Below are 22,479 nucleotides of genomic sequence, written 5' to 3'. Positions count from 1 at the left end.
ACCGTGCCAGCAGGAGCGGTTTATCCGTCACGCTGGATGGGGTGGTTTGGTCATAGAAAACCCCGGACGGGCCGGGGTTAAAAAGCTATTGCCGCAGTCTGGCGCCACAGAAAACCACAGGTATGACACAGGCCAATGCGACGAGGGTTGGGGGATTAAATCAGAGTATACCAATTCATTGGCATTCCGTCACACCGGGATGCGGCCACCGCCATTGTCCAGTGATGTCATCCACGGCATGGCGGCTTCGGGTTTTTCGAGAATGTTGCGTTTGCGAGCGAAGCCTTCAAAGGCTTTTTGCGCCACGATTAGCGGTTTCTGCCCGCTGTGAGCGTCACAACAGGCGCTCCATGCCACTTCATATATGATGTCGCGATCATCCTTTGGCCATTCATAAAGAAAATCAATTGCGTCCATCGGGCCTGCAATTTCCCTGATCAGAAATTCGCCGTCCTTAACGAAAACAGGACTGTCAAACAAACGGTCGCTCATCGAAACCTCCATTTGATCGAACGAAAAGTTGGAATGACGGCTTAAATTTAATGATCGCGTCGGCGGTTTCAATAGCCTTTCCTAAAAATTCAGGACATCCCAATGAACAAAACAACGTTCTTCGCGTATGCGAGGCGCGCGCCTTTTGGTGGGCGTTTAAGCCAAGCGCAGGTCGAAGGCACGGAGGCCATTCTGGCCGAAGCCGCCAAACGACGCCTGCCCGACGAATACACTGCTTACGTGCTGGCCACGGCATTTCATGAGACTGGCGGCAAGATGCAGCCACTGCGTGAAAACATGAACTACACCACGGCGGCGCAGATTAAAAAGACGTGGCCGTCGCGGTTTAGCACCGTTGCTGCCGCCCAGCCTTACGTTCGCAATCCGCAGGCCTTGGCGAACAAGGTGTATGGCGGAAGGATGGGCAACATCGGCGCCAATGATGGCTGGCGGTTCCGTGGTCGCGGGTTGGTGCAGATCACCGGGCGAGACAACTACAAGAAATACGGTCTCGGCGACGCGCCCGAAAAGGCGCTTGAGGACAGCACCGCAGTGCGCATCCTGTTTGACGGGATGATCAACGGCAAGTTCACGGGCAAGCGGCTGGCTGACTATTTCGGCGCCGGTAACTCTGACCCAGTGGGCGCCCGCGCTATCGTCAACGGCAGCGACAAGGCCAGCCTCATCGCCGGTTACTACCGCAACTTCCTCGACAGCCTTGTGGCTGCTCGCGAAATGAAGCCTGCCGCCGCTGAGGATGCCAAACCTGACGATGTGCCGCTGTTGCAGGACAAGACGGTGCAGACCATCGTCGCAGGCACGGGCGGCACGCTTGTGACGGGCCTTATCGGTGCGGTTTCCAACCCTTGGGCGTTTGCGACGGTCGCGCTCCTGCTAGTCGCAGCAGGCGCAGGGTTCTGGCTCTGGAAAAGCGGCAGGCTTGAACTGAAGAGGGTGGCGGCGTGAGCCTCACAAGGATTGCCATTGAATATGACAGCGACGCGGGAACAGCCACGGTGCGGATCGATAACGGCTCGCAGCAGTGGGGCAATGCCAAACTCACAGTCTGCGACGCAACCGCCACAAGGGACGGCTACCTGCTGCCGCTCACAGGGCAGCAGCGCATGCTGATTTTGACAGGAGTGCCGACATGAACCGCATAAAGGTGAAAAAGTTGCCCTTTGGCGACACAACGCCCGACGGGCCATACTATCCGACCGTTGACGGAGCAACTGTCGGCGAGGGTGGGCGTGCATTCTGGCACACGTACGGCGAGGCGTACGCCGTAGCCAAACGGTTCACGGAGATGGTCCGATGACCTGGCTCTTAACCCTCCGCTCCAAGATCACAGGCTGGGCCGTGGCTATCGCTGCGGCATTGGCCATCCTCTTCGGCGCCTACCTCAAAGGCAGGGCGGACAACGCCGCAAGCGCCACCGCCGACCGGCTGAAGGCTGCCAACAAAGCAAGGAAGATCGAAGATGAAACCAGCAAGCTTGGCGGCGCTGATGTTGACGCTGCTCTGTCTCGGTGGATGCGTGACAGCCGGTAACTACTGCGACGTAGCGCGGCCCGTCCGTCCAAGTGTCGAGGACAGCCTGACAGACGGCACCAAGCGCCAGATCCTGGCAGAGAACACGAAACTGGAAAAGCTGTGCGGGGTGCGGCCATGATTGCCGCCAAGCTGTGGCTGACCTGCCTGTGGTTAGCCTGCCTGTGGGCAGGCGTGCTTGCGAATAACATCATAGGGTAGGAGGGCGTCATGCGTGCTTTCTGGATTGCCGCGGCATTCGCTGTCGCTATGCTGGCTGCGTTTACTGTCTTGTCGCCCGCCACGACAGCGTCGCGAGCCGAATCCGTTGCAAAGATTGTTTATGACAACAGCCACGGTTCGGCGGTGCATATCGGCGATGGCTATTTCCTCACGGCGGCCCATGTGGTCGATAAAAACGAAACCGCGCCATTAGTCTTCACGGATGGGCGTGAGGTGCTAGGCGACGTGCTTTGGACGAACCGCGCCTATGATATTGCTTTGGTCAAGGCTAGCGCCAGCGGTATAGCTGCCGCGAAACTGGCTTGCGTCGTGCCCGATGTAGGTACGCACATTCACGCCAAGGGCAATCCTTCCAATATGGATTTCATAACGGTCTGGGGCAGGGTGGCCGGTGCAGAGCGCACGGCAGGCCCATGGCATAGCGTGATTGTCACCGACATTGCCACCGTGCCGGGGCAATCGGGCGGGCCTGTATTTAATGATCAAGGCGAAGTTGTCGGCATAACAGTCGGCGTGATGCTTGCGCCAGCAGGCATGGGGCGCTCGATCGTCGGGATAGGCTACGTCGTACCGGGGCGGGCTGTTTGCGACTTATTGGCACGTTAGCGCAGCGCGAAGCGACCGCGAAGGGCGGCGCGTTAGGATAAAGTATGACAATTGAAGTAGGAATCGCGCTGGCGATCTTCGGTGCTATCGCAACCGCGTTCTGGCGCATGTGGGGCCTGATCGACGCCGCTGGCAAGAAGGGCGAGAAAGCGCAGCACGACTTGGCTGCGCACAAGGTTCATGCGGCTGAAACCTTTGCCACAAAGCAAGGTATGCAGGAGCAGACGGCCCAGTTGCTGCGGGCGATTGAAGGCGTAGGGAGCCGCATTGATGGCCTGCACGAGCGCTTGGATCGGGCGTTTGAGCAAAAGACGGGTCGATTGAGGAGTTAGGCGTCAGCTACTTTTTTGGTGGGTCGATAGATAATAATGCGGCAAGATCATACGCGGGCGCGGGAGTTTTTTGCGCCGGCGCTGGCGATGCAAACCAGTTCCAAGCATGTGTCGGCAATCTGCCGTTCACACCTAATGGGTTAATTTCAGCCACCAGATAATGTGCATTCGAAAAAAACGGAGCGCATTTGATTGCAACCTCGCTAACTGAAAGTTTTGTTTTCACAATAAAGAGCAATGGAAGGTTGTTCCAGTATGTGAGGAAATCAACACTATCCATAATATACTGGCTGAAGGCAGCTATATTGACATGGGAATAATCCCCGTAAATAGAATATGTTTTCACCCCGTTTTTCAAATCAAGTGTCATGCTGATTCTCCAACTGCGGGTTAGAACTCACATCAGTATTAATAACTGACATGGACTGGCTTAATGGATCTCCAATCGTGCCTATCATATACATTTGCTGTATATGAGTTTCAGAGTGCAATCGGGACGGGTCTCTCTTCATAAAATGCAGATAAACGTAGCCGAACATCAGGATAATAAGGGCACCAATACCGAGCAAAATATATGCAGGCAGTTGATTGCCCGACCAAAATAAAAAGCATGCACTAGTGAGAGACGCACTAAAAATCCAAAAGAACGGCGTGAGTACACTTTGCGACGTTTTTACTTTGCCAATTTGGTTCATTCCATGAAACATAAGCATGCCCGCCCATTTGATAGCCGAGTATCATAAAAGGGCATGATTAAATCAATCGATAATTTCAGTTGATTAACAACCAGCACTTGACAGTCGGCTCTGAGTCTCTTTCCATCCTTTGTACGGACCACCAATCCGCGCCGCGAGTCGGCCACCAACCAAACACGAGGAGACTGTATGTCCAATGACAGACAGGGCGCGGGTGCGCCTGCATTCCAGAACACACCGTGGCATGTAACGCAGGCTGGCGTTGACGCTGTTGATGCTGCGGTGATTGCCGACTGCAAGGGCAATGAAGTTATGGGGACGAGCGAGTGGTGCCGGTGCCGGCCCGACTACGCTCAACTTTTTGCTGCCGCGCCTGATCTGTATGAGGCGTTGTATCGCCTATCAGTTGATTGCCGCCTTGCCGGACTCGAAGAGCAAGCAGGTTTCGATTGCTGGCTGAGCATGGCTGATAAAGCCCTAGCAAAAGCGCGGGGTGAGGCATGAGCACGCGCAACGCCGTCATGTTCCCAGACGTTAATCACATTCATGACTGCGCGCAACCGAGCGCGCCTGTTCACGGCATGTCCCTCCGCGACTATTTCGCAGGGCAGGCGCTGGCCGGTTGGCCGGTTACGGACCATGGCCCCGATCTAGCCAGTAAATGCTACGCACTCGCCGACGCCATGCTTGCGGCAAGAGGACACTAAATGCTTCCACACGAAGAACTCATGCGCCGCGCCGAGGCTTATCGCGAGCACGGTACGCTGGTTAAGGCTGCCGCTGCGCTTGGTATCGGCAAGTCCGCCATGGGCGAAAGCGTAAAGCGCGCGGCAGAAATTGGGCTGTTGGGTCCGTCAAAGACCCTGCCCGGATACTCTATCAAAAGCCTGACCGAAACGCCGAACGGCACGTATGTGCGGCAGACGAAAGAGGCTGGCGACAAGTGGCAGGTGCCGGAAGGCCACGCCGTGCGCGGTGTGTCGGCGCTGATTGACGCGGAAGGTCGGGTCATCCAGCAATGGCAGAAGACGGCTGTTGAGCCTACTGCCGCCGACATTGCAGAAACACTAAAGGCCGCCTTTGCCGATTATGAACCCTTCGCCGTGCTGCAGCCTGCGCCAGCCGTTTCCGATATGGACCTTCTGACGTTGATACCCTGCAATGATTGGCACATCAATTTGCTGACGTGGGGGCGTGAGACTGGCACGAATTGGGATCTAGAAACCGCAGAGCGGGTTATCGGGAGAGGCATTGATGACGCTATAGCGCGCAGCCCTTCGGCGGGCGTCGCTATTGTACTTGGTGGCGGTGACTTGACTCATTCCGACAACAGCGAGAACCGCACGGCACGGTCGGGCAATGTGCTGGACGTCGATGGGCGCTACCCAAAAGGCATCGAGGTTGCATGCCGCCTGAAAGTCCGCACCATCGACGCGGCGCTACGGCGCAACCAGCATGTGATTGTGCGCGTTCTGCCGGGCAATCATGACGAGCACACCGCCGTTGCCGTGGCTTATTTCCTGCTTGCCTGGTATCGCAATGAGTCGCGCGTCACAGTTGACGTCGATCCGTCGCTGTTCTTCTATCATCAGCACGGCGATGTGATGCTAGCAGCCACGCACGGACACACCGTCAAACTTCAGAACATGCCACAAATTATGGCGCACCGGCGGGCCGAGATGTGGGGCGCGACGAAGTTCCGCTATTGCCATGGCTTTCATATCCATCACCAGTCGAAGTTCGCGACGGAAGGCGGCGGCGTAATCTGCGAATCGCACCAAGCACCGATTCCGCAAGACGCGTGGCATTACGGCGCGGGCTTCCTGTCCGGGCGGTCCTTGCAGACGATCACATACCATGCGCGCTACGGCGAGATTTCTCGGGTGCGGGTGGCGATGATTGATGATGGGCCTATGGCCACGAATGATAACGAAACGCAGAGGAGGCGGCGTGAGGAAAATCAGCGTTTGCGCGGTTGACGGTTGTGAAAACCCTGTAGGCCGAACAGGCGGGCAAGGTTATTGCAGGAAGCATTATGCTAGGCTGTTGCGTCATGGCGACCCGCTCGGCGGCGGTATCGATTATGGTGCGGCGAATAAATTTGTGCGCGATACTGCTCTGCTTCAAGATGTTGACGAGTGCATTGCATGGCCATTTGGAAAAAACGCCGAAGGTCGAGGCAGGGTTAGGGTCGCTGGAAAATCAATTAATGCGGACGTTGCTGTTTTAATAGCAGCCAAGGGCGATAAGCCAACCCCAAAGCACGAATGCTGCCACTCTTGTGGCAATGGGCATCTAGGGTGCGTAAATCCATCCCATATGTATTGGGGCACCCGGAAGGAAAATGTTGCGGACGCAATCGCGCACGGGACTTCATATACACTTCACGTACCGACAGGTGAGGCCCATCATTGTGCAAAATATTCCGATATATTGATAGATACCGTGATGCGACGGCTGCAAAACGGAGAGCGCCCGTCGCGGGTCGCTCGTGATATGGGCATCCCCTCATCGTATATATACAGCCTTGCCGGCGGCAGGGTGAAGCGTGCACAGGCTTGGCTGGCCGCCAATGATAACAAGTCGATGCAGGCCACCGCCTAACTCCCACCCCCTAACCAACCACCACACCACAAAACACGAGGAGAGAATATGCTTGAAGAAGCAGAAGACCGGGTCGCGAGAGCGGCAATTGAAGGACGACAGATGAGGGCAGGTGGGACAGTTATAAGTTGCCTACCAAAACCTTATCACGACAGCCGCAAGCCACTCGTTATCCTAGAATCCCCGTACGGCGGTAACGTCGCTCGCAACACCGAATATGCCCGCGCTTGTCTTCTGGACTGCTTGCGTCGGGGCGAGGCGCCGATTGCGAGCCATCTACTGCATACGCAAGTGCTGGATGATATGCGGCCCGATGAACGTGAACTCGGCATCGAGGCTGGCCTCGCGTGGTATCGGGTGGCTGAGAAATGCGTTGTTTATGAAGATTTCGGGATGAGCCGCGGCATGGCGGAAGGAACGGCGCGAGCGCGTAGCTATGGAGTGCCGGTCGAGTATCGGCGGCTAGAAGGATGGAGGGTAGCGGCTTGACGATACCCGCAGATATAGAAAATACCGCCATCGAGATATGTGATACGCACCTTGGCTGGACTACTTCCGAGATTGTTATGAAGGCCATCCTCGCAGAGCGCCAACGCTGCGCAGATGTGGCCATCCAGTATTTCCGAAGCGACGAGTACAACAGCAATCAACGATCTGCCGGCGCAATGATCTATGTCGCCATCCTTGCAGGAGAAAACGCATGACTTTCCACGTAGGCCAGCAAGTCGTCTGCATCGATGGCGCCGCAGGCTTCGAACAGACGGTCGAGGTAGAGGAAGGCGCGATTTACACCGTTTCGTGGATCGGCCCGTTCGACCATTACATTCATGGCAATTACATCGGTGTGCGCCTTGTGGGTATCGATCGCGGTGAGTGCCCGCAATTCGGGTACAAGAACCCGCCGTTCGCCGCACGTCGGTTTAGGCCGCTTGTTCGCGATAAGCTGTCGTCGCTGCGCGGTCTGCTTGCCGGCGGGCCAGTAACTGAGAAGTTTGAAGAGCCGAAGCGGAAGGTGAGGGAAGAGGTATGAGTTTCGTCGTCGACAGAACAGCGCCCATTTATGCCGACCTCAAGTTTAAATCAGTCACCTCCGACGGCGGCAGCACGAGCTATTACGAGCTGCCTCCCCATGCGACCGAGCTAAACGACCTGATCGAGCACAAAGGCATGTCCTTCGCGCTCGGCAACATCTTCAAGGCTTGCTATAGGTTCGGTGAGAAAGACGCGGCCAGCCGAATGTACGATCTGAATAAGATTATTTATTTCGCTGAGAGGCTGAAGGCATTGGAAACGAGAAGAAAAACGTAGCCAGTAACGCGGCTCCCTTGGGTTCTTATCTACGAAAAGAACGTTTTCGCGATGAGCCTCCGCACGACCGCCTAAGTATATTGGAAAGTTTTGTCCAATCTTCTGAGGGGGATGACATCTGTTTGTGCGCGTCTTCAATATCGCGCTGCGTAGCAACAGCATTTTTCACCACGCTAAAGTTACTGTTCGGAATGGTAATTCCGATATTCACTTCATGGTTATTCATTCTAATCTCTCTTTCGTGTTGGCTCCCTTGCCGGGCAATAAAAAAGGTCGGGCTATTGCCCGACCCCAAAAGTCAACTTCTTCCGATTGTGCCAGTACATCCGTGGTCACTAGAAAGAAGAAACTTCATTCAAGCCGCCTGCAAATTACAAACGGACATTTTTCCAGACTTGCGATCCTGTTCAAGATCATATGTCAGCTTCTGACCTTCACTGAGCGTATGCATACCTGCTCGCTCAACAGCGGAGATGTGAACAAACGCATCCAAACCGCCGTTTTCAGGCTGAATGAAACCAAAGCCTTTTGCTGCGTTAAACCATTTAACTGTGCCGGTGCTCATATGAACCCCTTTCATAGCAATATTGATATCCGCGTTTGAATTAAACGCAGAGATGAAACGATTTTTTAAAGGGAGTTTTCGTTCGGCGCGCAGTGCTAATCGCGCAGGGAGCAAATCTCAGCAAGAAAATCTCGATTTCTAGCTTCTATCAGCTTAAATAAATTTTGTCAAATTATTAATATCTCACGATCTCTTTCATAGAGAGAAAAACTTAAATCTATTACTATTTCTGTTGTCTTCATATAGAAATAACGAGTTACTTGAGAGGCCCGGTGCGGGCTCCCTCAAATGATGATTGTTAAGCTGTGCCGTAAGAGAATGAGCCATCAGTGTGGGGGCCTGCATTCGCTTGAATGTCGCCCATGACCTCAGCCATAAAGCTATTTAAAATCAATACCGAGTCATTGTAATGAGGACCCGGCAGTGGCTTCATCCTGGCTGTTAGATAACCGGCTTTCATAATCATCTGCTTCAGTATGCGATGGTTTGAGTGAAAATCAATATTATGGATGTTGGAAGACATAGCGTCCTCCTTTCAAATTGCGGGCAAGGGCAGTTCAGCCCGCGTCAGCTGAGCCCGTATTCAATCAAAAGCTGACAACCTATGGTGGACGGACTGCACGCGAATAGCAAGCGGACAATTAAGGTCACTTAAGGGCAAACCGTACTTTGGACCAACGGCCCTACAATTGATTCATTAGCGGAAGTTTAATTCGTATCAAAAAGAACCCCGCAGCGAAAACCGCGCGGGGTAAGGCTACTGAGCCCTCTCTCCCAAGGGCGACAAAAATTTACCCATCTGGTCAAAAAAGTAAAGCCTGACATGAAGTCAGGCTTCAAACTTTCTGCCTTTCAGGGATGTAGGCCGCCTTCTTCGGCGGCTCGATGGCCGGCGGCCAAAGAGGTTGTCCGTCTAGGAAAAAAATCAAAAGGGCCCCGGATTCCTCCAGAGCCCTTTTCGCCTAAGCGGATTGGTTATCTGTGGTAAGATAAGCCACCCCAAATTCTGCCTTCGTCACGATGACGGCCTCCGTGTATGGCTCCGATGTAGGCTGCCACAGCGGCAACGAGAGCAGATGCTGCAAGCAGGAATGCAGTGAGAATGCCAGTTATTCTGGCCTTTTCAGCAGTTTCAGCCGCTTGAGCCTTTACTTCTTCAGCAGCTTTCTCGGCCTGTGCTTGAGCGTCGGCGAGTGCCTTCTTCGCTTCTTCCACTTTCGCCTGAGCTTCGGAGCGCAGGGCCTGAACGCGCTCAACGGTCTGGTTCACTCGCGTCTGGGCGTCATTTTGACTAAGTCCCGTCCGCGTGGCGACTTGGTTTGTGAGCCAAGCGCGGTCAGCGTCAGAAATTTCGCCAGTACTAAGAAGGTTTCCCAGAATGCCGCTTATCTGACGTTGGAAATCCGCCAAGTTCTGTGCTTCCTGACCGGCCACAGAGCTTCCTTGGGCGTCTGTGCGCAGCAGGCTATCTGTAAGATAGTCTAATGGGTTGGTTTTCAGTCCTTGCGGCAACATCTGCTCTACGGATGGAGCGGCCGCTTGCCCTGCGCCTTGCGCAAGCCCCGAGACAGCTTGCCCTGCACCTGAAACGATGCCGCCCGCTAACTGACCGGCGCCCTGAGCGGCGCTGCCAACAACTGTACCAGCGGTTTGTACTGCTGTCTCAGCCGCGCTTCCAACCGCTTTTGCACCACCTGAAATAGCGCTGACGAGTAGTAGCGTGGAAACGATCGTTCCCAAACCCCATACAACCAAGCCGTTCAGGCCGTCCCGAACGGTTAGTTCGTCACGAGTTGTGGTTCCAGCGGGGCGGCGCATTCTTCCGGTGATATATCCGCCGAGCATATAAGAGGCGACCGTCGATATGACGATAAAGAGCGCCGTAATAACGAGCCATACCGTACTTATATCCCCGCCTTCATCGACGGAAAATGAGCTTAAGCCAAGGCCGCCGGCGAATGTGGTCAGGACGGCCATCACACCTGATGCCACTGTAGCGCCAGCAAAGATTGCCGCCCAGTCTACATAGCCGCGATCAGACGTCTTTTCTACGACAGTTGGATCTACCATCAACGTAACCCCAGAAAAGAGAGAATGAACAACACGATGACAACTAGTCCTACTAAATAGATGATAGAGTTCATGTTGATTGTCTCCTTTGCATAGATAAAAAAATGCCCGAAGGTCGGGATTTTAGTGATCGATGGATTGTGCTCTGGAGATGAGAACTCGGCAGCTCTTAAAAAGTTTCATTCAGTATGAATTTTATTTATTCTAAAAATACTTAGTCGGGTCGGTGGGCACTGTCCGAACTGCTTACTTCGACTTTCGTGTCTCGTTCTTCAACGAATTCCGCAAAGTGTCCATGATGTTAATCATAATCGGCTGATTCCATATTGGAGTTTGCGGCGGGAAAATGATCTTCTGGATGCCGGAATTGATATTTCTGGTGTGTCAATTTGGCGGCCAATTCTGACATGTAGCCGAGGTCTCGAAGCCCGCTCTCATAAAGCATGATAATTGTGCCAGAGAGATCTATCCCCACATACTCTCTTTCGCTTTCATCGAGCAGGACAACAGCATCGGAATAAATCCGTCGCATAAAGTTCACTTCCTCGATTGTATAAATGCGGCTTCCCTCGCTAAAAAACGGCATGATTAGCCTCCCTTCAGTCCTCAACCAAAGCAAAAGCCGTGGGGCATTGATTCAAGTGATATAGGTTAATGCGGAACGGCCCAGAAGGTTTCTGAAAAGTATGCCCTTGGCGCAGAAAAGGCTATTCCATGGGTTTGATAGGTTCCATGGTGTCATCGCCAGTGTAGCGACTGTTGTTAACCTGGGGCGACACGCGCCACGCTTGCAGTACGTCGTCATTTGCGGGTCTGAGCAAATCTTCACGTGGCTCTGACAACCAGAGGTGCCAGTCCTTCTCGTCCAAGATGACGGGCATTCGGGTGTGAATTTTTGCCATGAAGTCGTTAGCGGCACAGGTGATTATCGTGCAGCTTTTCACCTCTTCGCCGGTGGTTCGGTCGCGCCATGTCTCATGCAGGCCTGCGAAGGTCAGGGGCTTCCCGTCCTTAGCAGAGATGAACCAGGGTTGGCGCGCCTCTTTCGGGCCTGACCATTCGAAGAAGCCCGTTGCGGGGATGAGGCAGCGGGTGCTTTTGAAGGCGGAGCGAAACATTGGCTTACTGGCGATCTCTTCAGACCGTGCGTTGAAAGTAGCCGGGACACTCTTCAAATCCTTCGACCACCAGTTGGGCACGAGCCGCCAACGCATTTCTGAATAGTAGAGTGCGCCGTCTTTCTGCGTGATTACGCCAACCTGCGTGGTCGGCGCGATATTGTAGCGAGGCTGGATATTCCGAGGCGTAACTGCCGTCAGATTGTACATCGCGTGGATTTCAGCCCACGTATAGGTCTGGGTAAATCGTCCGCACATGCGCGCCTCCGGTTGCTGGAAATGTAGTGCGCTTATTGTTTTCGTCCAGCCAGCGCGAAATACGGCGGATGGCGTATTTAATCTACAAGCCTGAATTGGTTGAATGTACTCCAACCTTCCGCAGGGGAAGGGAATATTGGAGGGTGCTATGAAATTTGCAATTATCGCGATGGCTTTACTCTTGGCTGGGGCATCTACAGCGTCGGCTATGGCTAGCTCGAAGCCAGAAAGTCACTGCCGTACCGGCAAAGGATGCAAGACTGGAAGGTAATTCCAACGGGCGCCTGTGAACGGGCGCCTATTTCTTTCTGCCAGCCAGCGCGTCTTCGCCTTCCTGTTTATGCTCACGGCAAAACCAGAGCTGTCCAAAGGCCGTCTTGTAGCCAAACGAACCCCACGCTTTGCAGCCCTTCGAATCACAGTAGTGCTCAAAAAGCTTGCCGCCTTTGGTTGCGACGGTGTTCTCGCTCTTATATCCGCTCATTTTATCTCGGTGCCTTTGTTATCCCGAATTGAGCATCGCCCTTGGCCGTGCAGGCCTTGCACCGCATTCGAGGGTGCAGATCCACGAAATAGGTGTGAGTACCGAACTTTCGCAGAATGATGGTTCTGTCTACGGACCCGATATGGCCGCATCGGCAGCAATAGCCGTAAAGCTCGTACCAGCCGAACAGATCCATTATCCGTGCTGAAGCAGGCATTTCCTTCAGGAAGGTCGGTCTTATTCTCATTTCTCAAAATACGTCTCCCACGGCTTGGAAGACTTGTCGTGCGGGTTATGTGCCTTGCCGCCATAAAGCCGGATGAATTCTTGCTGGCCTTCCTCGGTCTGGAACATGGCCGAGCTGAAATCTTTCTTATCGTGATACACACTTCTCCATAGCCGATACCCGCCTAATCTCTCCCGGTCGTTCAACATCTGAACGAGGTTTGTTCGGTGCCAATCTGTGAGGTAAAGCACGACTTGAAACGGATATTCTTTGTTGATGAGCGTCTTAGGCGGCTCACCGCGTGACCTGCCGCTCATTTTACGAACACCGTCGGCTTCCATCCGCGGGCAAAGCCCATCGACATTGTGAGGCTAGCATATTCGATTTCCTTCACCAGAAAATCGCGGTCTTTCAGCAAGGTCTCTATTGCAGCTCGCACGTCACCGTCATGGAAGGCGAGTACCAGATCAATTTCGTCCTGGTATCCTTCTTTTTGCGCAAGCGCGTTCATTTGTCGTGCTCCTCATAAGCAGACATCTTCATTTCCAAACCTGTCTGAAATTTTATTACCGGTGCCTGCCCTGTTTTCAGGCGCAGGCTCATTCATTATCGCACGACGATTTTTTCCCACTTGTCGGCAGATGCAGAGCCGCCGAATGGCTTCCCGCCGTGCCGTCGCATAAAGGCGCCCATGAGCCTTTCTGTTGGGAAGCTGAATACGCAGAAATCCACGCCCGACTTTCGCGCCATGCGATGAGGCAAACGGGCGCCAAGACGGTCAGCATCGCGATGCACTTCGCGCCGGGCACATTTCAAAGCGTAAGCTTCAGGAAGAGCGACTTGGAACGTTTTCATCACGCAGCCCTCTTAAAAAGGTCGGCGCGTTGGCCATGTGTTACGGCAAGGCGAGCGAGTTCAACTTCACGCGCCAGAAAGTCGCGGTCTTTCAAAAGCGCTTCAATGGCCGCGTGCACATCGCCACCGTGGTAGGCGAGAACCTGCTGAATTTCATCTTCGTAATTTTGCACAAGAGCGTTCATGGCTTCCTCCTGCTAATTTATATGTTCCTATTTTGTTCTCATTGTACTCCGTCGTCAAGACGCTAAATTTGACGTACTTTAACGTGCAACAACCTGTGCAACTAATTGTGTAACAAACTGTGATACAATTACGGATGCGCAATTAAAATAATATAATAAAAACAATGACTAAGAGGTTAGTTTGATACCAACCGACCGTACCATTTTCCCAAAGCAGCCATCGGGTTAAGCATCTTTCAGATGCGCCGCTAAAGCGTGTCGCGATCTTTCAGATTCGCTCCTTACGCTTTCAGTTTTTGTTTTAACGCATGTCGTTATCCCGAAACCGGTTCCCACTTTCGGGCGACATGCTTTATCCATCATATTTACCCATCCCGCCTTGCATGGAACTATCTCGTTGCTGAACGATTATTCCTGACGTTATGCGGTTCATCGAGACAGGAGGCCTTGATCTATGAAACAGATCAGTCCGAGGGAGGCAAGGCAGGGCCGTGAGGGCAGGCCCGTTCTCATCATATTGCTGGTGAGCATAGTCGCGGCATTTGCCGTGTGGTTTCTGCTGGAGGTTTATGGAGAGATAATCGCACCGGACAATCCGTCCAACAGCGAGGAGACATTGCCGCCTGCTACAACCCAGCCTGTCCCACCCGCCTCTGGCGATGGTCAGTAATTTAAAGGGGTGAGAAAAAGACGGAACCATGTGCCATGATATTTGTTAATCGGCATGGATCAGTTCTGGGCCGAATTCACTCATGATAATGTCATAAGCCTGCCTGTCGTGTTGGCGCGAATGCTGCTTGCCACGATTCTGGGAGCGGTTATCGGACTGGAGCGCGAATGGCGTCAGCGGCCTGCCGGGCTTAAAACGCATATGGTGGTCTGCCTCGCATCCGCGACCTTCACCCTTGTATCGCTCGAACTGGTCAATATCCCGGCATTCGATGATCCGAACATCAGGATGGATCCCTCCCGCCTTATCGAAGCCATTACCAATGGCGTGGCTTTTCTGGCCGCCGGTTTTATCATCTTTGCCAAAGGCAAGATCATGGGTATTACGACCGGCGCCGGCATGTGGCTTGCCGCCTCGGTGGGGCTGGCGAGCGGCCTTGGTCTTTGGCATATCGCGATCATTGCGACCACCATTGTCATCGTCACGTTCATCGTCGTTGGCAAGATGGAACGGTCAGTGGGTTCGGACAAGAGGCCCGGCTGATCGGCATGCATCATATGCATGGCTGTCATGTGCTGGCTGCTCTACCGGAATTCGCAGCCAATACCCATATGGAGGGTGCGGATGCAGGAATGTCCGCGATGGAGAAAACAATGTTCGCCCGTTTCAATAATCGTTTTGGTCATGCTTTTGCGCAGTTCAACAGCGCCGTTCAGGCCGCTGCCGCTTTGCGCGTAGGGCATCAGCCGCGCAAGCGCGATCTTCAGACGCTTGGCATCGATGTGGCTGAATTTCGCAAGATTCATGAATGAGCCTCACGCGGTGAGGCATTTTGCAAAATAGCATTACGGCTGATGAAAGACCGTAAAATCATCGGCTTATATATGATGAGACCGGAACATGATTAAGATGTTCCGGTCTCTTTTGTCATCTGGTGTCTTATTCAGTCTTCATCGGATGCCATTTGCGCAAGCAGAGCACCCTTGCCGCGCTGGCGCAAAATCATCGGTACCACGACCGCTGCAATTGCCAATGCGATCAGCGTTACCGACACCCACGAACTGACCAGAGTGAGCGGATTTCCCTGGCTGATCTGCAGGGCCTGCCGAAGACTCTTCTCAGCCATTGGTCCAAGGATCAGCCCCACGACGACCGGCGCGATCGGGTAGGAAAAACGACGCAGCACATAGCCCAGCAGGCCGAAAGCCAGAAGCAATCCCAGTTCGAACGAGACCGGCAAGCCAAACAGCATCGAAGTCGAGGCATTGGCGCCGATCGTGCCGAGCGTGGCGAAAACAAGAATACCCGCATAAAGCCAATGCCGCGGGATGGTCAGCATTTTGACCCACATGCCGATCATCGGCAGGTTGAGCACCAGAAGCATCAGATTGGCGACGAGAAGGCTGGCAACCAGTCCCCAGACGAGCGGTGCATTGGTTATGAACAGGAGCGGCCCCGGCTGAAGGCCGAATTGCTGGAAACCGGCCAGCATGATCGCGGCGGTCGCCGTTGTCGGCAGGCCGAGCGTGAGAAGCGGCACGAGAGTGCCTGCCGCGGATGCATTATTGGCGGCTTCCGGTCCCGCTACGCCTTCAATCGCGCCTTTGCCGAATTCTTCGGGATGTTTGGAAAACTGGCGCTCCGTCGAATAGGACAGGAAGCTCGATACGTCTGCGCCGCCTGCGGGCATTGCCCCGATAGGAAACCCGATGGCGGTGCCGCGCAGCCATGGCATCAAGGAACGTTTCCAGTCCTCTCTGGTCATCCAGACCGAGCCCTTGACTGCGATGACCTCGTCATCGGGGCTTAATTTTTTGGCCACGACCGCCAGCGTCTCGCCAATTGCAAACAGCGCAACAGCGAGTGTGGTGACGTTGATGCCATCGAGAAGATTGGGCGTGCCCATGACGAGGCGTGCCTGACCGGTCAACTGATCGATCCCGATCAAGCCAAGCGCCAGGCCGATGAAGAGCGCTGTCAGGCCCCTCAATGTGGAATCGCCAAATGCCGCTGAAACAGTCATGAAGGCGAGAAGCATCAGCGCGAAATATTCCGAAGGGCCAAAAGAGAGCGCGAATTTCACCACCCATGGCGCAACGAAGGCCAGCGCAAGCGTGGCCAGCAGACCGGCAATGAAGGAGCCGATGGCGGCGGTGGCAAGCGCCGGTCCGCCGCGCCCCGCACGCGCCATTTTGTTGCCTTCCAGCGCGGTGACGATGGATGCGCTTTCACCGGGCGTATTGAGCAGGATCGATGTTGTCGAGCCGCCATACATGCCGCCGTAATAAATACCCGCAAACATGATCAGCGAGCCGGACGGATCGAGCTTATAGGTAACGGGAAGCAGCAGGGCGACCGTCAGCGCGGGGCCGATACCCGGAAGAACGCCCACGGCGGTTCCCAGCGTGACGCCAATAAGTGCGTAAAGAAGATTGCTGGGCTCCAAAGCCACCAAAAGGCCCTGCGCGAGAAGGCTTAAAGTATCCATGACGCTCTCCCGCTTTTATACGAATTGTTCGAGCCAGCCCGCCGGTAGCGATAATTGCAGGCCGCGTGCAAAAACCACCCAGAGCGCGAAAGCGAAAATGATGCCGACCGGCAGGCTGATCCAGAATTTGCGGTAGCCGAAGCCTCGTGCCGTTGCTGCAAAAAGCAAGCCGGTCGATAATGAAAAGCCGATGGATTTCATCGTCAGCATCTGAAGCGCCAGACCACCGATGATCCACGCCATGGGGGCGATTTCCTGCTGCTCGCGTTCTGGAAAATCACCGCGAAGCGCCTCGATTACCGTCCATATTGCCAGCCCGAAAAGCCCGGCTGCGATAATATAGGGCACGGTTTTGGGGCCGACCGGAGAATAGGACAGGATGGCATTTCCATAGGCAGTCGCCCAGGCGATTGCGATGGCGATGGCCGCCAGAACGAATGCTATGACGAGAGCGGCATAATCCGGTTTGACGTGCTGCTGCGCCGCCCCATCGGGACGGCGCTGTCTCTGCTGTTCAGATCCTGTCATTTAACGAGGCCGATTTCCTTGAGGATGGCTTCTGTCGACTGAATATCCTTGGCGAGTTGCTCCTTGAAGGCGTCGCCTGCGAGATAGGTGTCGGCCCAGCCCTTGTCTTTAAGGTTCTTCTGCCAGGCGTCGGATTTTACCATTTTCTCAATATCGGCATTGATGGCTGCCTGCTGCTCGGCCGTGATGTCGGGAGCCGCGCCAACCATGCGCCAGTTCTGGATGGAGACGTCCACGCCGCTTTCCTTGAAGGTCGGCGCGTCAATGCCTTCCACCGGTTCGTCGCTGGAAATGCCGATGACGCGCAGCGTCCCGGCCTTCACCTGCGGCTCGAACTCGCCATAACCGGAAATGCCGACCGTCACCTGATTGCCGAGAATTGCGGCGAGCGCTTCGCCGCCACCTGAAAAGGCGATATAATTGACCTTGGTCGGATCAACGCCCACAGCCTTTGCAAACAGACCGGCGGTGATGTGATCCGTGCCGCCAGCCGATCCGCCGCCCCAGGAAACCGCGCCGGGATCAGCCTTGAGCTTTTCAACCAGATCGCCCAGATTCTGGATGTCGGAAGAAGCGGGAACCACGATGGCTTCATATTCGCCCGTTAGCCGCGCGATGGGCGTGATGGCATCGAGCGTGATCGGGGAATTGTTGGTGAGGATCGCGCCGACCATCACATAACCGCCGACGATCAGCTGGCTTGGGTCGCCCTTGTTCTGATTGACGAATTGCGCAAGGCCGATCGTGCCGCCTGCGCCGGGTACATTGATGACCTGTACGCTGCCGGAAATCTTCTCGTCCTGAAGCACGCTTTGCATCGTGCGCGCGGTCTGGTCCCAGCCGCCGCCCGGGGCTGCCGGAGCCAGTATTTTATAATCTTCCGCTGAAGCAGCGCCTGCCATGGCCAGTGCGGCGACGGATGTAAGAGCCAGAATCAATTTACGCATAGGTCCTCCCTGAATGCCCGTTATAGGCGCGTTTCCCTCTGCTTTGAGGCAGATCTCCATAAACCAGATTACAGAAGAGAAATCGAAAATGCCAGCAAATGCAGTACGACTTTGGCCGCTATTGACATCGTTCTTCGGCATTGGCCGCAGCAATATTAGTCATGCCTAATGCGCTATCGGTAATCTGTCGCGTGGCACCGCTTTTCTGCGATGTGAGGATGGAAGGCCAATGCGCGTCTCCACAATAAATTGCCATGATTAAATTGGGTAAATCCCAAATTTAACCTAATATAAAATTGCCAGTTACTAATACAGAATTAGACTATGATGGATTTTACTTGAGAATTTTACAAGAAATTGTTTCAACGCATATTTCCATTTTGCTGATTATTTGTTTATAATAAGCACCTCGCAGCCGAGGGTTTTCAGGCTGCAATGCTCCTTCCTGAATTCTCTCAATCAGCAAGGGGCCTATTGGATAACCAGATCGTAACGCATGTTCCGGTCGCTCCAGCGTAATTATCGGGGCATATCGGTAAAATATTTGAAGCTTTATTGACTGTATTATAAAGGCGGCAGCTTCCCGGAATGGGAAGCTGCCGCAATTTTTTGCAATCATGACAGGCGGACAAGCCGCGGCTGCGTCTTTTTCAGCTATCAGCTGCTGCTGAGCGCCTGATTGAGTCGGCGCTGTTCCAGATTGAGACCAAGCTCTTTTGCGCGAGCGATAATCGGTGCAAAGCGGCGCTGCTTTTTTTCCTCGTGATTGGAGGCAATATCGGAAATCCGGTGCTTGAGGAACGGATTAAGAAAGCGTTCACGCACGGAAACCAGATAATCTTTCGCTTCCGCTTCAAGTCCATCAGCAGCGAAGACCGGAATCACTTCATCGTTCCAGACCGCTTCAAGCTCGTCGCGGATGGTTGGATCCTGCATGGCGTCGAGCACGATTTCGTCCTTGGGACGCGCGTTTTTCAGCCATTGCTCGGCAATATAAGTGTGGCCGAGGTTGAGAAGATAGAGTTTCAGGCGCTCGAAACGGGCAAGATCGTGGGTTACGACGATGTCGGCATGTTTGCAGGGCAAGGTCAGGCCCTCGGCCTGTTCGATAGCCCAAAGCGCATAAGGCTCCGCGATTGCGCCGACAGGATCGATCGGCTCGGATACGATGCGATCAACCAGACTATTGGCAAAAATGCACTTGTCCTTGATCCATTGCGTGAAAGCCTCCGGCAAATCCCAGTCCTGCGCCATTCCTAGCAGAATGCTGCGCAGCTTGTCGCCATTATGGGAGATGAGCTCGCACGGGAAGATCGATAAAGGTGCATCGGCATTGACCTGCCAGCGATGGTGCAGCAGGACGAGAAGCTTGGCCGGAAAGCTTTTCGGCAGGCGTTCCGGAGTTGAAATCAGTGTGCGGTCATCGCTTTCATCAAGTTCATAACCCTTGTCGGCGGTGTTGGAGAGAATGACCTTCACATTAGCGGCAAGGCTGCGGATTTTCTCCCAGTCGCGATGCGCCGAATAGGCTGCGGTGACGCTTTTTGCCTGATATTGCGTATCGACCGGCTTGCCGCCCGAGAGGCCGCGGATGATGACGGGATAGCCTTCCCCGCTGTTGAGCGCGGCGATACGGCGCGCGCTATCGGGATTAGCAGTTGTCTGCACGATGGCGACGGTGCCGATTGCATTCCCCTCCGCCAATGCTTCCGAAATGAAAAAATCCGCGTGACCCAGCAGAAAACGACTGGTGCCAAATTGCAGAATCGATGGCTGGTCGCTCATTTTATCTCCCTTGAAAATTCTAGGAATAGCTAATCCAGCCTGTAAAATTGGTCAAGCCAGTCGATTATTATCGCTAAAATAGCGGTGCGACAAAAGTGTAATTTTATGGAGAGTTTATATAAATCAATAAGTTAATAAATATTGCACTTTGTGTCAGTTCAAAATATGGTAAGGCCAGTTTTGGGAGTGACGATGAGTGATCATAATGGCTCGGTTGAGCCACGGAGGCTTTATCAACAGATTGCCGACCAGGTCAGGCTGCTGATCCGGGACGGGCAATTTCCCGTCGGCAGCAGGCTTCCGGCGGAGCGCGAACTTGCGTATCAGCTTGGCGTATCCCGCCCCTCGCTGCGTGAGGCGCTGATCGCGCTCGAAATTGCCGGAAATGTTGAAATCCGCATGGGCTCCGGTGTTTACGTATCTGTCGAGCCTGAAAACAGATCGGCTGGTACGAACAGTTCGATTGGAGAAAGCGCACTGGAAATTACGCAGGCGCGCGCGCTCATTGAAGGCAGCGCCATCGTCATGGCTTGCAGCTGTATAACGTCGGAAGCGCTGGCTCGCCTGCGCGCCAATCTGGACGTAATGGCAGGACAGATCGCGGCGGGCCGCAAGGCAATCGAGCAGGATCGGCAATTCCATATGATCATTGCCGAGCAGTCGGGTAATTCGGTCATGACGCGCATTGTGCGCGATCTTTTCGATGAGCGGCACAGCCCGCTTACGGCGCAGCTTAGAACGCGCTTTGAGACAGTCGACACATGGGTGCAGGCTCTGGCCGAACACGAGAAAATCTATGCCGCACTGGAAGCGCGGGATCCGCTTCTGGCGCAGGCGGCGATGCGAACGCATCTGGAAGCCTCGAAGCAGCGCTGGATGGAAAGCGAGCCGACGCGCGCAGAGGCTGGCGATATGAATTTGAGAATGAGGTCGGAAAATGAATGACAAGGCCCTGTCGACGGTAGCGCCCGTAATCCTTTTGCACCCATCGGATGATGTGGCGGTTGCGCGCGTCTCGGTACGCGCCGGCGATCCGATTGGTCTTGACGATGTGATTGCGCGCGACCTTATCGGGCGTGGCCACAAGGTTGCGCGGCATCCGGTGGCAAAGGGCAAGGAAGTGCTCAAATATGGCCAGGTCATTGGCGTGGCTACGCAGGACATTGCCCAGGGCGAGCATGTGCATCTCCACAATCTCGCCATGCTGCCTTCCGAGCACAAGCATCAGTTTTCCATCGACATCGAAGAGCGTGGCATGCTGCCTGAAGCCGAGCGACGTCAGTTCATGGGCTATGATCGCGGTTTTGGTGGCGTGGGAACGCGCAACTATATCGGCATCATCGCTTCGGTGAACTGCTCGGCCACCGTGTCGCGTTACATTGCCGACTATTTCAATCGCATGGGCGGTCTGGACGGCTTTGATAATATCGATGGCGTGGTGGCATTGACGCACGGTACGGGCTGCGCGCTCAACACCAAATCGGAAGGCTATCGCCTGCTGATCCGCACCATCCAGGGCTATGCCAAACATCCGAATTTCGGCGGTATCCTGATGATCGGACTTGGTTGCGAAACCAATCAGATCGCGCCGATTCTTGAGCATTATCGCATGGAAGAAGGTGATCGTCTGCGCACTATGACCATCCAGCAGCATGGCGGCACCCGCAAGACCATCGATGCGGCGATCGAACAGATCAAGGAAATGCTGCCATTGGTCAACGCGGCCAAGCGGACGCCGCAGCCGCTGTCAAAGCTCAAGGTGGCGCTCGAATGCGGCGGCTCGGACGGCTATTCCGGTATTTCCGCCAATCCGGCACTGGGCTATGCCTCCGATCTGATCGTGCGCAATGGCGGCACGACGGTTTTGTCCGAAACGCCTGAAATCTACGGCGCGGAGCATCTTTTGACGCGGCGCGCGGTGACGCCTGCGGTCGCCGAAAAGCTGTTGCAGCGCATCGACTGGTGGCGCGATTACACAGCGCGTAATGGCGATGAGTTGAACAACAACCCCTCGCATGGAAACAAGTTGGGCGGCCTCACCACCATTCTGGAAAAGTCGCTTGGCGCAGTCGCCAAGGGCGGCTCCATGCCGCTCAAGGCGGTCTATGAATTTGCCGAAACCGTCACGGAGCAGGGCTTTGTCTTCATGGATACGCCCGGATATGACCCCGTCGCAGTGACTGGTCAGGTGGCGGGCGGCTGCAATGTCATTTGCTTTACCACCGGGCGCGGTTCTGTGTCGGGCTTCAAGCCTGCGCCGTGCATCAAGATCGCCACCAATTCCGAAATGTACGAGCACATGAAGGAAGATATGGACCTCAATTGCGGCGGCATCGTCAAGGGCGAGGAAACCATCGAAGAGGCGGGAACGCGTATTTTCGAGCATATCATTGCGGTCGCATCGGGCGAGGAGAAGACCCTGAGCGAGATTTACGACTACGGCGATAATGAATTCGTACCCTGGCAGGTAGGCGCCGTAACCTGATTTAC

At 54.5% G+C, this 22,479-nt stretch carries 33 protein-coding genes; 18 read left to right on the top strand and 15 right to left on the bottom strand.

The features are described from left to right. Window positions 1–189: 189 nt before the first annotated feature. Window positions 190–492 (bottom strand): DUF982 domain-containing protein, encoded by a 303-nt coding sequence (locus tag DKP76_RS07045; protein ID WP_109705707.1) that lies wholly within the window; start codon window positions 490–492, stop codon window positions 190–192. 102 nt (window positions 493–594) lie between these two features. On the opposite strand from DKP76_RS07045, the gene DKP76_RS07040 reads away from it, so the two are divergent. The 5 genes from DKP76_RS07040 to DKP76_RS07020 all read left to right on the top strand — a co-directional run bounded on the left by DKP76_RS07040 (window position 595) and on the right by DKP76_RS07020 (window position 3,203). Continuing rightward, window positions 595–1,458, top strand: a complete 864-nt coding sequence (locus tag DKP76_RS07040; protein WP_109705706.1) for a chitinase — start codon at window positions 595–597, stop codon at window positions 1,456–1,458. Further along, window positions 1,455–1,646 (top strand): hypothetical protein, encoded by a 192-nt coding sequence (locus DKP76_RS07035; protein ID WP_109705705.1) that lies wholly within the window; start codon window positions 1,455–1,457, stop codon window positions 1,644–1,646. Before DKP76_RS07040 ends, DKP76_RS07035 begins: the two co-directional genes overlap by 4 nt. 160 nt (window positions 1,647–1,806) lie before the next feature. After that, window positions 1,807–2,043 (top strand): hypothetical protein, encoded by a 237-nt coding sequence (locus DKP76_RS07030; protein ID WP_109705704.1) that lies wholly within the window; start codon window positions 1,807–1,809, stop codon window positions 2,041–2,043. 210 nt (window positions 2,044–2,253) lie between these two features. Continuing rightward, complete coding sequence (locus tag DKP76_RS07025) at window positions 2,254–2,871, top strand: S1C family serine protease (protein ID WP_109705703.1); 618 nt, start codon at window positions 2,254–2,256, stop codon at window positions 2,869–2,871. Window positions 2,872–2,915: 44 nt separating this feature from the next. Next, window positions 2,916–3,203: a hypothetical protein gene (locus DKP76_RS07020; protein ID WP_109705702.1), complete on the top strand. Its 288-nt coding sequence runs from the start codon at window positions 2,916–2,918 to the stop codon at window positions 3,201–3,203. Between the two features lie 7 nt (window positions 3,204–3,210). Here the strand turns inward: DKP76_RS07020 and DKP76_RS07015 are convergent, their stop codons facing one another. After that, window positions 3,211–3,573 carry a hypothetical protein gene (locus DKP76_RS07015; RefSeq protein WP_109705701.1) on the bottom strand — a complete coding sequence of 121 codons (363 nt, stop codon included), beginning with the start codon at window positions 3,571–3,573 and terminating at the stop codon, window positions 3,211–3,213. Window positions 3,574–4,087: 514 nt separating this feature from the next. On the opposite strand from DKP76_RS07015, the gene DKP76_RS07005 reads away from it, so the two are divergent. Genes DKP76_RS07005 through DKP76_RS06965 form a run of 8 tightly spaced genes read left to right on the top strand, consistent with a single transcriptional unit; the run spans window position 4,088 to window position 7,810 of the window. Beyond that, complete coding sequence (locus DKP76_RS07005) at window positions 4,088–4,402, top strand: hypothetical protein (RefSeq protein ID WP_109705699.1); 315 nt, start codon at window positions 4,088–4,090, stop codon at window positions 4,400–4,402. Continuing rightward, window positions 4,399–4,605, top strand: a complete 207-nt coding sequence (locus DKP76_RS07000; RefSeq protein WP_199224765.1) for a hypothetical protein — start codon at window positions 4,399–4,401, stop codon at window positions 4,603–4,605. Before DKP76_RS07005 ends, DKP76_RS07000 begins: the two co-directional genes overlap by 4 nt. Before the next feature lie 21 nt (window positions 4,606–4,626). Then, window positions 4,627–5,877 (top strand): hypothetical protein, encoded by a 1,251-nt coding sequence (locus tag DKP76_RS06995; protein ID WP_245410164.1) that lies wholly within the window; start codon window positions 4,627–4,629, stop codon window positions 5,875–5,877. Next, a complete protein-coding gene (locus tag DKP76_RS18990; protein WP_146198909.1) occupies window positions 5,849–6,502 on the top strand; it encodes a hypothetical protein in 654 nt (217 codons plus the stop codon). The genes DKP76_RS06995 and DKP76_RS18990 overlap by 29 nt, the downstream gene beginning before the upstream one ends. 48 nt (window positions 6,503–6,550) lie before the next feature. Continuing rightward, on the top strand, window positions 6,551–6,991 hold the full coding sequence (locus DKP76_RS06980; protein WP_109705696.1) for a DUF7768 domain-containing protein: 441 nt from the start codon (window positions 6,551–6,553) through the stop codon (window positions 6,989–6,991). Beyond that, window positions 6,988–7,206, top strand: a complete 219-nt coding sequence (locus DKP76_RS06975) for a hypothetical protein (protein WP_146198908.1) — start codon at window positions 6,988–6,990, stop codon at window positions 7,204–7,206. The genes DKP76_RS06980 and DKP76_RS06975 overlap by 4 nt, the downstream gene beginning before the upstream one ends. Then, the gene (locus DKP76_RS06970) at window positions 7,203–7,532 is read left to right on the top strand and encodes a hypothetical protein (RefSeq protein ID WP_109705694.1); all 330 of its coding nucleotides are present in this window, start codon (window positions 7,203–7,205) and stop codon (window positions 7,530–7,532) included. Before DKP76_RS06975 ends, DKP76_RS06970 begins: the two co-directional genes overlap by 4 nt. Continuing rightward, on the top strand, window positions 7,529–7,810 hold the full coding sequence (locus DKP76_RS06965) for a hypothetical protein (RefSeq protein ID WP_235942811.1): 282 nt from the start codon (window positions 7,529–7,531) through the stop codon (window positions 7,808–7,810). Before DKP76_RS06970 ends, DKP76_RS06965 begins: the two co-directional genes overlap by 4 nt. A 355-nt stretch (window positions 7,811–8,165) precedes the next feature. On the opposite strand, the gene DKP76_RS06955 is transcribed toward DKP76_RS06965, so the two are convergent. The 9 genes from DKP76_RS06955 to DKP76_RS06905 all read right to left on the bottom strand — a co-directional run bounded on the left by DKP76_RS06955 (window position 8,166) and on the right by DKP76_RS06905 (window position 13,571). After that, window positions 8,166–8,375 carry a cold-shock protein gene (locus DKP76_RS06955; protein ID WP_167836075.1) on the bottom strand — a complete coding sequence of 70 codons (210 nt, stop codon included), beginning with the start codon at window positions 8,373–8,375 and terminating at the stop codon, window positions 8,166–8,168. A gap of 298 nt (window positions 8,376–8,673) precedes the next feature. Next, a complete protein-coding gene (locus tag DKP76_RS06950; protein ID WP_109705692.1) occupies window positions 8,674–8,898 on the bottom strand; it encodes a hypothetical protein in 225 nt (74 codons plus the stop codon). A 452-nt stretch (window positions 8,899–9,350) separates the two neighbouring features. Then, on the bottom strand, window positions 9,351–10,445 hold the full coding sequence (locus DKP76_RS06945; RefSeq protein ID WP_109705691.1) for a hypothetical protein: 1,095 nt from the start codon (window positions 10,443–10,445) through the stop codon (window positions 9,351–9,353). 301 nt (window positions 10,446–10,746) lie between these two features. Further along, window positions 10,747–11,031: a hypothetical protein gene (locus tag DKP76_RS06940; protein ID WP_109705690.1), complete on the bottom strand. Its 285-nt coding sequence runs from the start codon at window positions 11,029–11,031 to the stop codon at window positions 10,747–10,749. 121 nt (window positions 11,032–11,152) lie between these two features. Continuing rightward, window positions 11,153–11,821 (bottom strand): SOS response-associated peptidase, encoded by a 669-nt coding sequence (locus DKP76_RS06935; protein ID WP_109705689.1) that lies wholly within the window; start codon window positions 11,819–11,821, stop codon window positions 11,153–11,155. Window positions 11,822–12,119: 298 nt separating this feature from the next. Next, a complete protein-coding gene (locus DKP76_RS06930) occupies window positions 12,120–12,305 on the bottom strand; it encodes a hypothetical protein (protein ID WP_109705688.1) in 186 nt (61 codons plus the stop codon). A gap of 243 nt (window positions 12,306–12,548) precedes the next feature. Further along, a complete protein-coding gene (locus DKP76_RS06920) occupies window positions 12,549–12,872 on the bottom strand; it encodes a hypothetical protein (protein ID WP_109705687.1) in 324 nt (107 codons plus the stop codon). Then, window positions 12,845–13,042, bottom strand: a complete 198-nt coding sequence (locus tag DKP76_RS06915; RefSeq protein WP_109705686.1) for a hypothetical protein — start codon at window positions 13,040–13,042, stop codon at window positions 12,845–12,847. The genes DKP76_RS06920 and DKP76_RS06915 overlap by 28 nt, the downstream gene beginning before the upstream one ends. Before the next feature lie 343 nt (window positions 13,043–13,385). Beyond that, entirely contained in the window at window positions 13,386–13,571 is a 186-nt protein-coding gene (locus tag DKP76_RS06905; protein WP_109367115.1) for a CUE domain-containing protein, read from the bottom strand. A 454-nt stretch (window positions 13,572–14,025) separates the two neighbouring features. Here DKP76_RS06905 and DKP76_RS06900 point away from each other — a divergent pair, with 454 nt between their 5' ends. Genes DKP76_RS06900 through DKP76_RS06890 form a run of 3 tightly spaced genes read left to right on the top strand, consistent with a single transcriptional unit; the run spans window position 14,026 to window position 15,053 of the window. Next, window positions 14,026–14,241 (top strand): hypothetical protein, encoded by a 216-nt coding sequence (locus tag DKP76_RS06900; protein ID WP_109705684.1) that lies wholly within the window; start codon window positions 14,026–14,028, stop codon window positions 14,239–14,241. A 54-nt stretch (window positions 14,242–14,295) separates the two neighbouring features. Further along, window positions 14,296–14,784 (top strand): MgtC/SapB family protein, encoded by a 489-nt coding sequence (locus tag DKP76_RS06895; protein WP_109705683.1) that lies wholly within the window; start codon window positions 14,296–14,298, stop codon window positions 14,782–14,784. A 5-nt stretch (window positions 14,785–14,789) separates the two neighbouring features. After that, on the top strand, window positions 14,790–15,053 hold the full coding sequence (locus DKP76_RS06890) for a hypothetical protein (protein ID WP_109705682.1): 264 nt from the start codon (window positions 14,790–14,792) through the stop codon (window positions 15,051–15,053). Between the two features lie 131 nt (window positions 15,054–15,184). Here the strand turns inward: DKP76_RS06890 and DKP76_RS06885 are convergent, their stop codons facing one another. The 4 genes from DKP76_RS06885 to DKP76_RS06870 all read right to left on the bottom strand — a co-directional run bounded on the left by DKP76_RS06885 (window position 15,185) and on the right by DKP76_RS06870 (window position 19,989). Next, the gene (locus DKP76_RS06885; RefSeq protein ID WP_109705681.1) at window positions 15,185–16,729 is read right to left on the bottom strand and encodes a tripartite tricarboxylate transporter permease; all 1,545 of its coding nucleotides are present in this window, start codon (window positions 16,727–16,729) and stop codon (window positions 15,185–15,187) included. Window positions 16,730–16,744: 15 nt separating this feature from the next. Next, the gene (locus DKP76_RS06880) at window positions 16,745–17,257 is read right to left on the bottom strand and encodes a tripartite tricarboxylate transporter TctB family protein (protein ID WP_109705680.1); all 513 of its coding nucleotides are present in this window, start codon (window positions 17,255–17,257) and stop codon (window positions 16,745–16,747) included. Then, window positions 17,254–18,204, bottom strand: a complete 951-nt coding sequence (locus DKP76_RS06875) for a Bug family tripartite tricarboxylate transporter substrate binding protein (protein WP_109705679.1) — start codon at window positions 18,202–18,204, stop codon at window positions 17,254–17,256. The genes DKP76_RS06880 and DKP76_RS06875 overlap by 4 nt, the downstream gene beginning before the upstream one ends. 657 nt (window positions 18,205–18,861) lie before the next feature. Continuing rightward, window positions 18,862–19,989 (bottom strand): mannitol dehydrogenase family protein, encoded by a 1,128-nt coding sequence (locus tag DKP76_RS06870; protein ID WP_109705678.1) that lies wholly within the window; start codon window positions 19,987–19,989, stop codon window positions 18,862–18,864. A 192-nt stretch (window positions 19,990–20,181) separates the two neighbouring features. On the opposite strand from DKP76_RS06870, the gene DKP76_RS06865 reads away from it, so the two are divergent. Beyond that, a complete protein-coding gene (locus DKP76_RS06865; protein WP_109705677.1) occupies window positions 20,182–20,934 on the top strand; it encodes a FadR/GntR family transcriptional regulator in 753 nt (250 codons plus the stop codon). Further along, complete coding sequence (locus DKP76_RS06860; protein WP_109705676.1) at window positions 20,927–22,474, top strand: UxaA family hydrolase; 1,548 nt, start codon at window positions 20,927–20,929, stop codon at window positions 22,472–22,474. The genes DKP76_RS06865 and DKP76_RS06860 overlap by 8 nt, the downstream gene beginning before the upstream one ends. Window positions 22,475–22,479 lie beyond the last annotated feature (5 nt).

Source organism: Falsochrobactrum shanghaiense, assembly GCF_003149535.1.
Classification (GTDB): Bacteria; Pseudomonadota; Alphaproteobacteria; order Rhizobiales; family Rhizobiaceae; genus Brucella; species Brucella shanghaiense.
The sequence above is the reverse complement of the archived record's forward strand: the minus strand, read 5'-3'. Positions and strand labels throughout refer to the sequence as shown.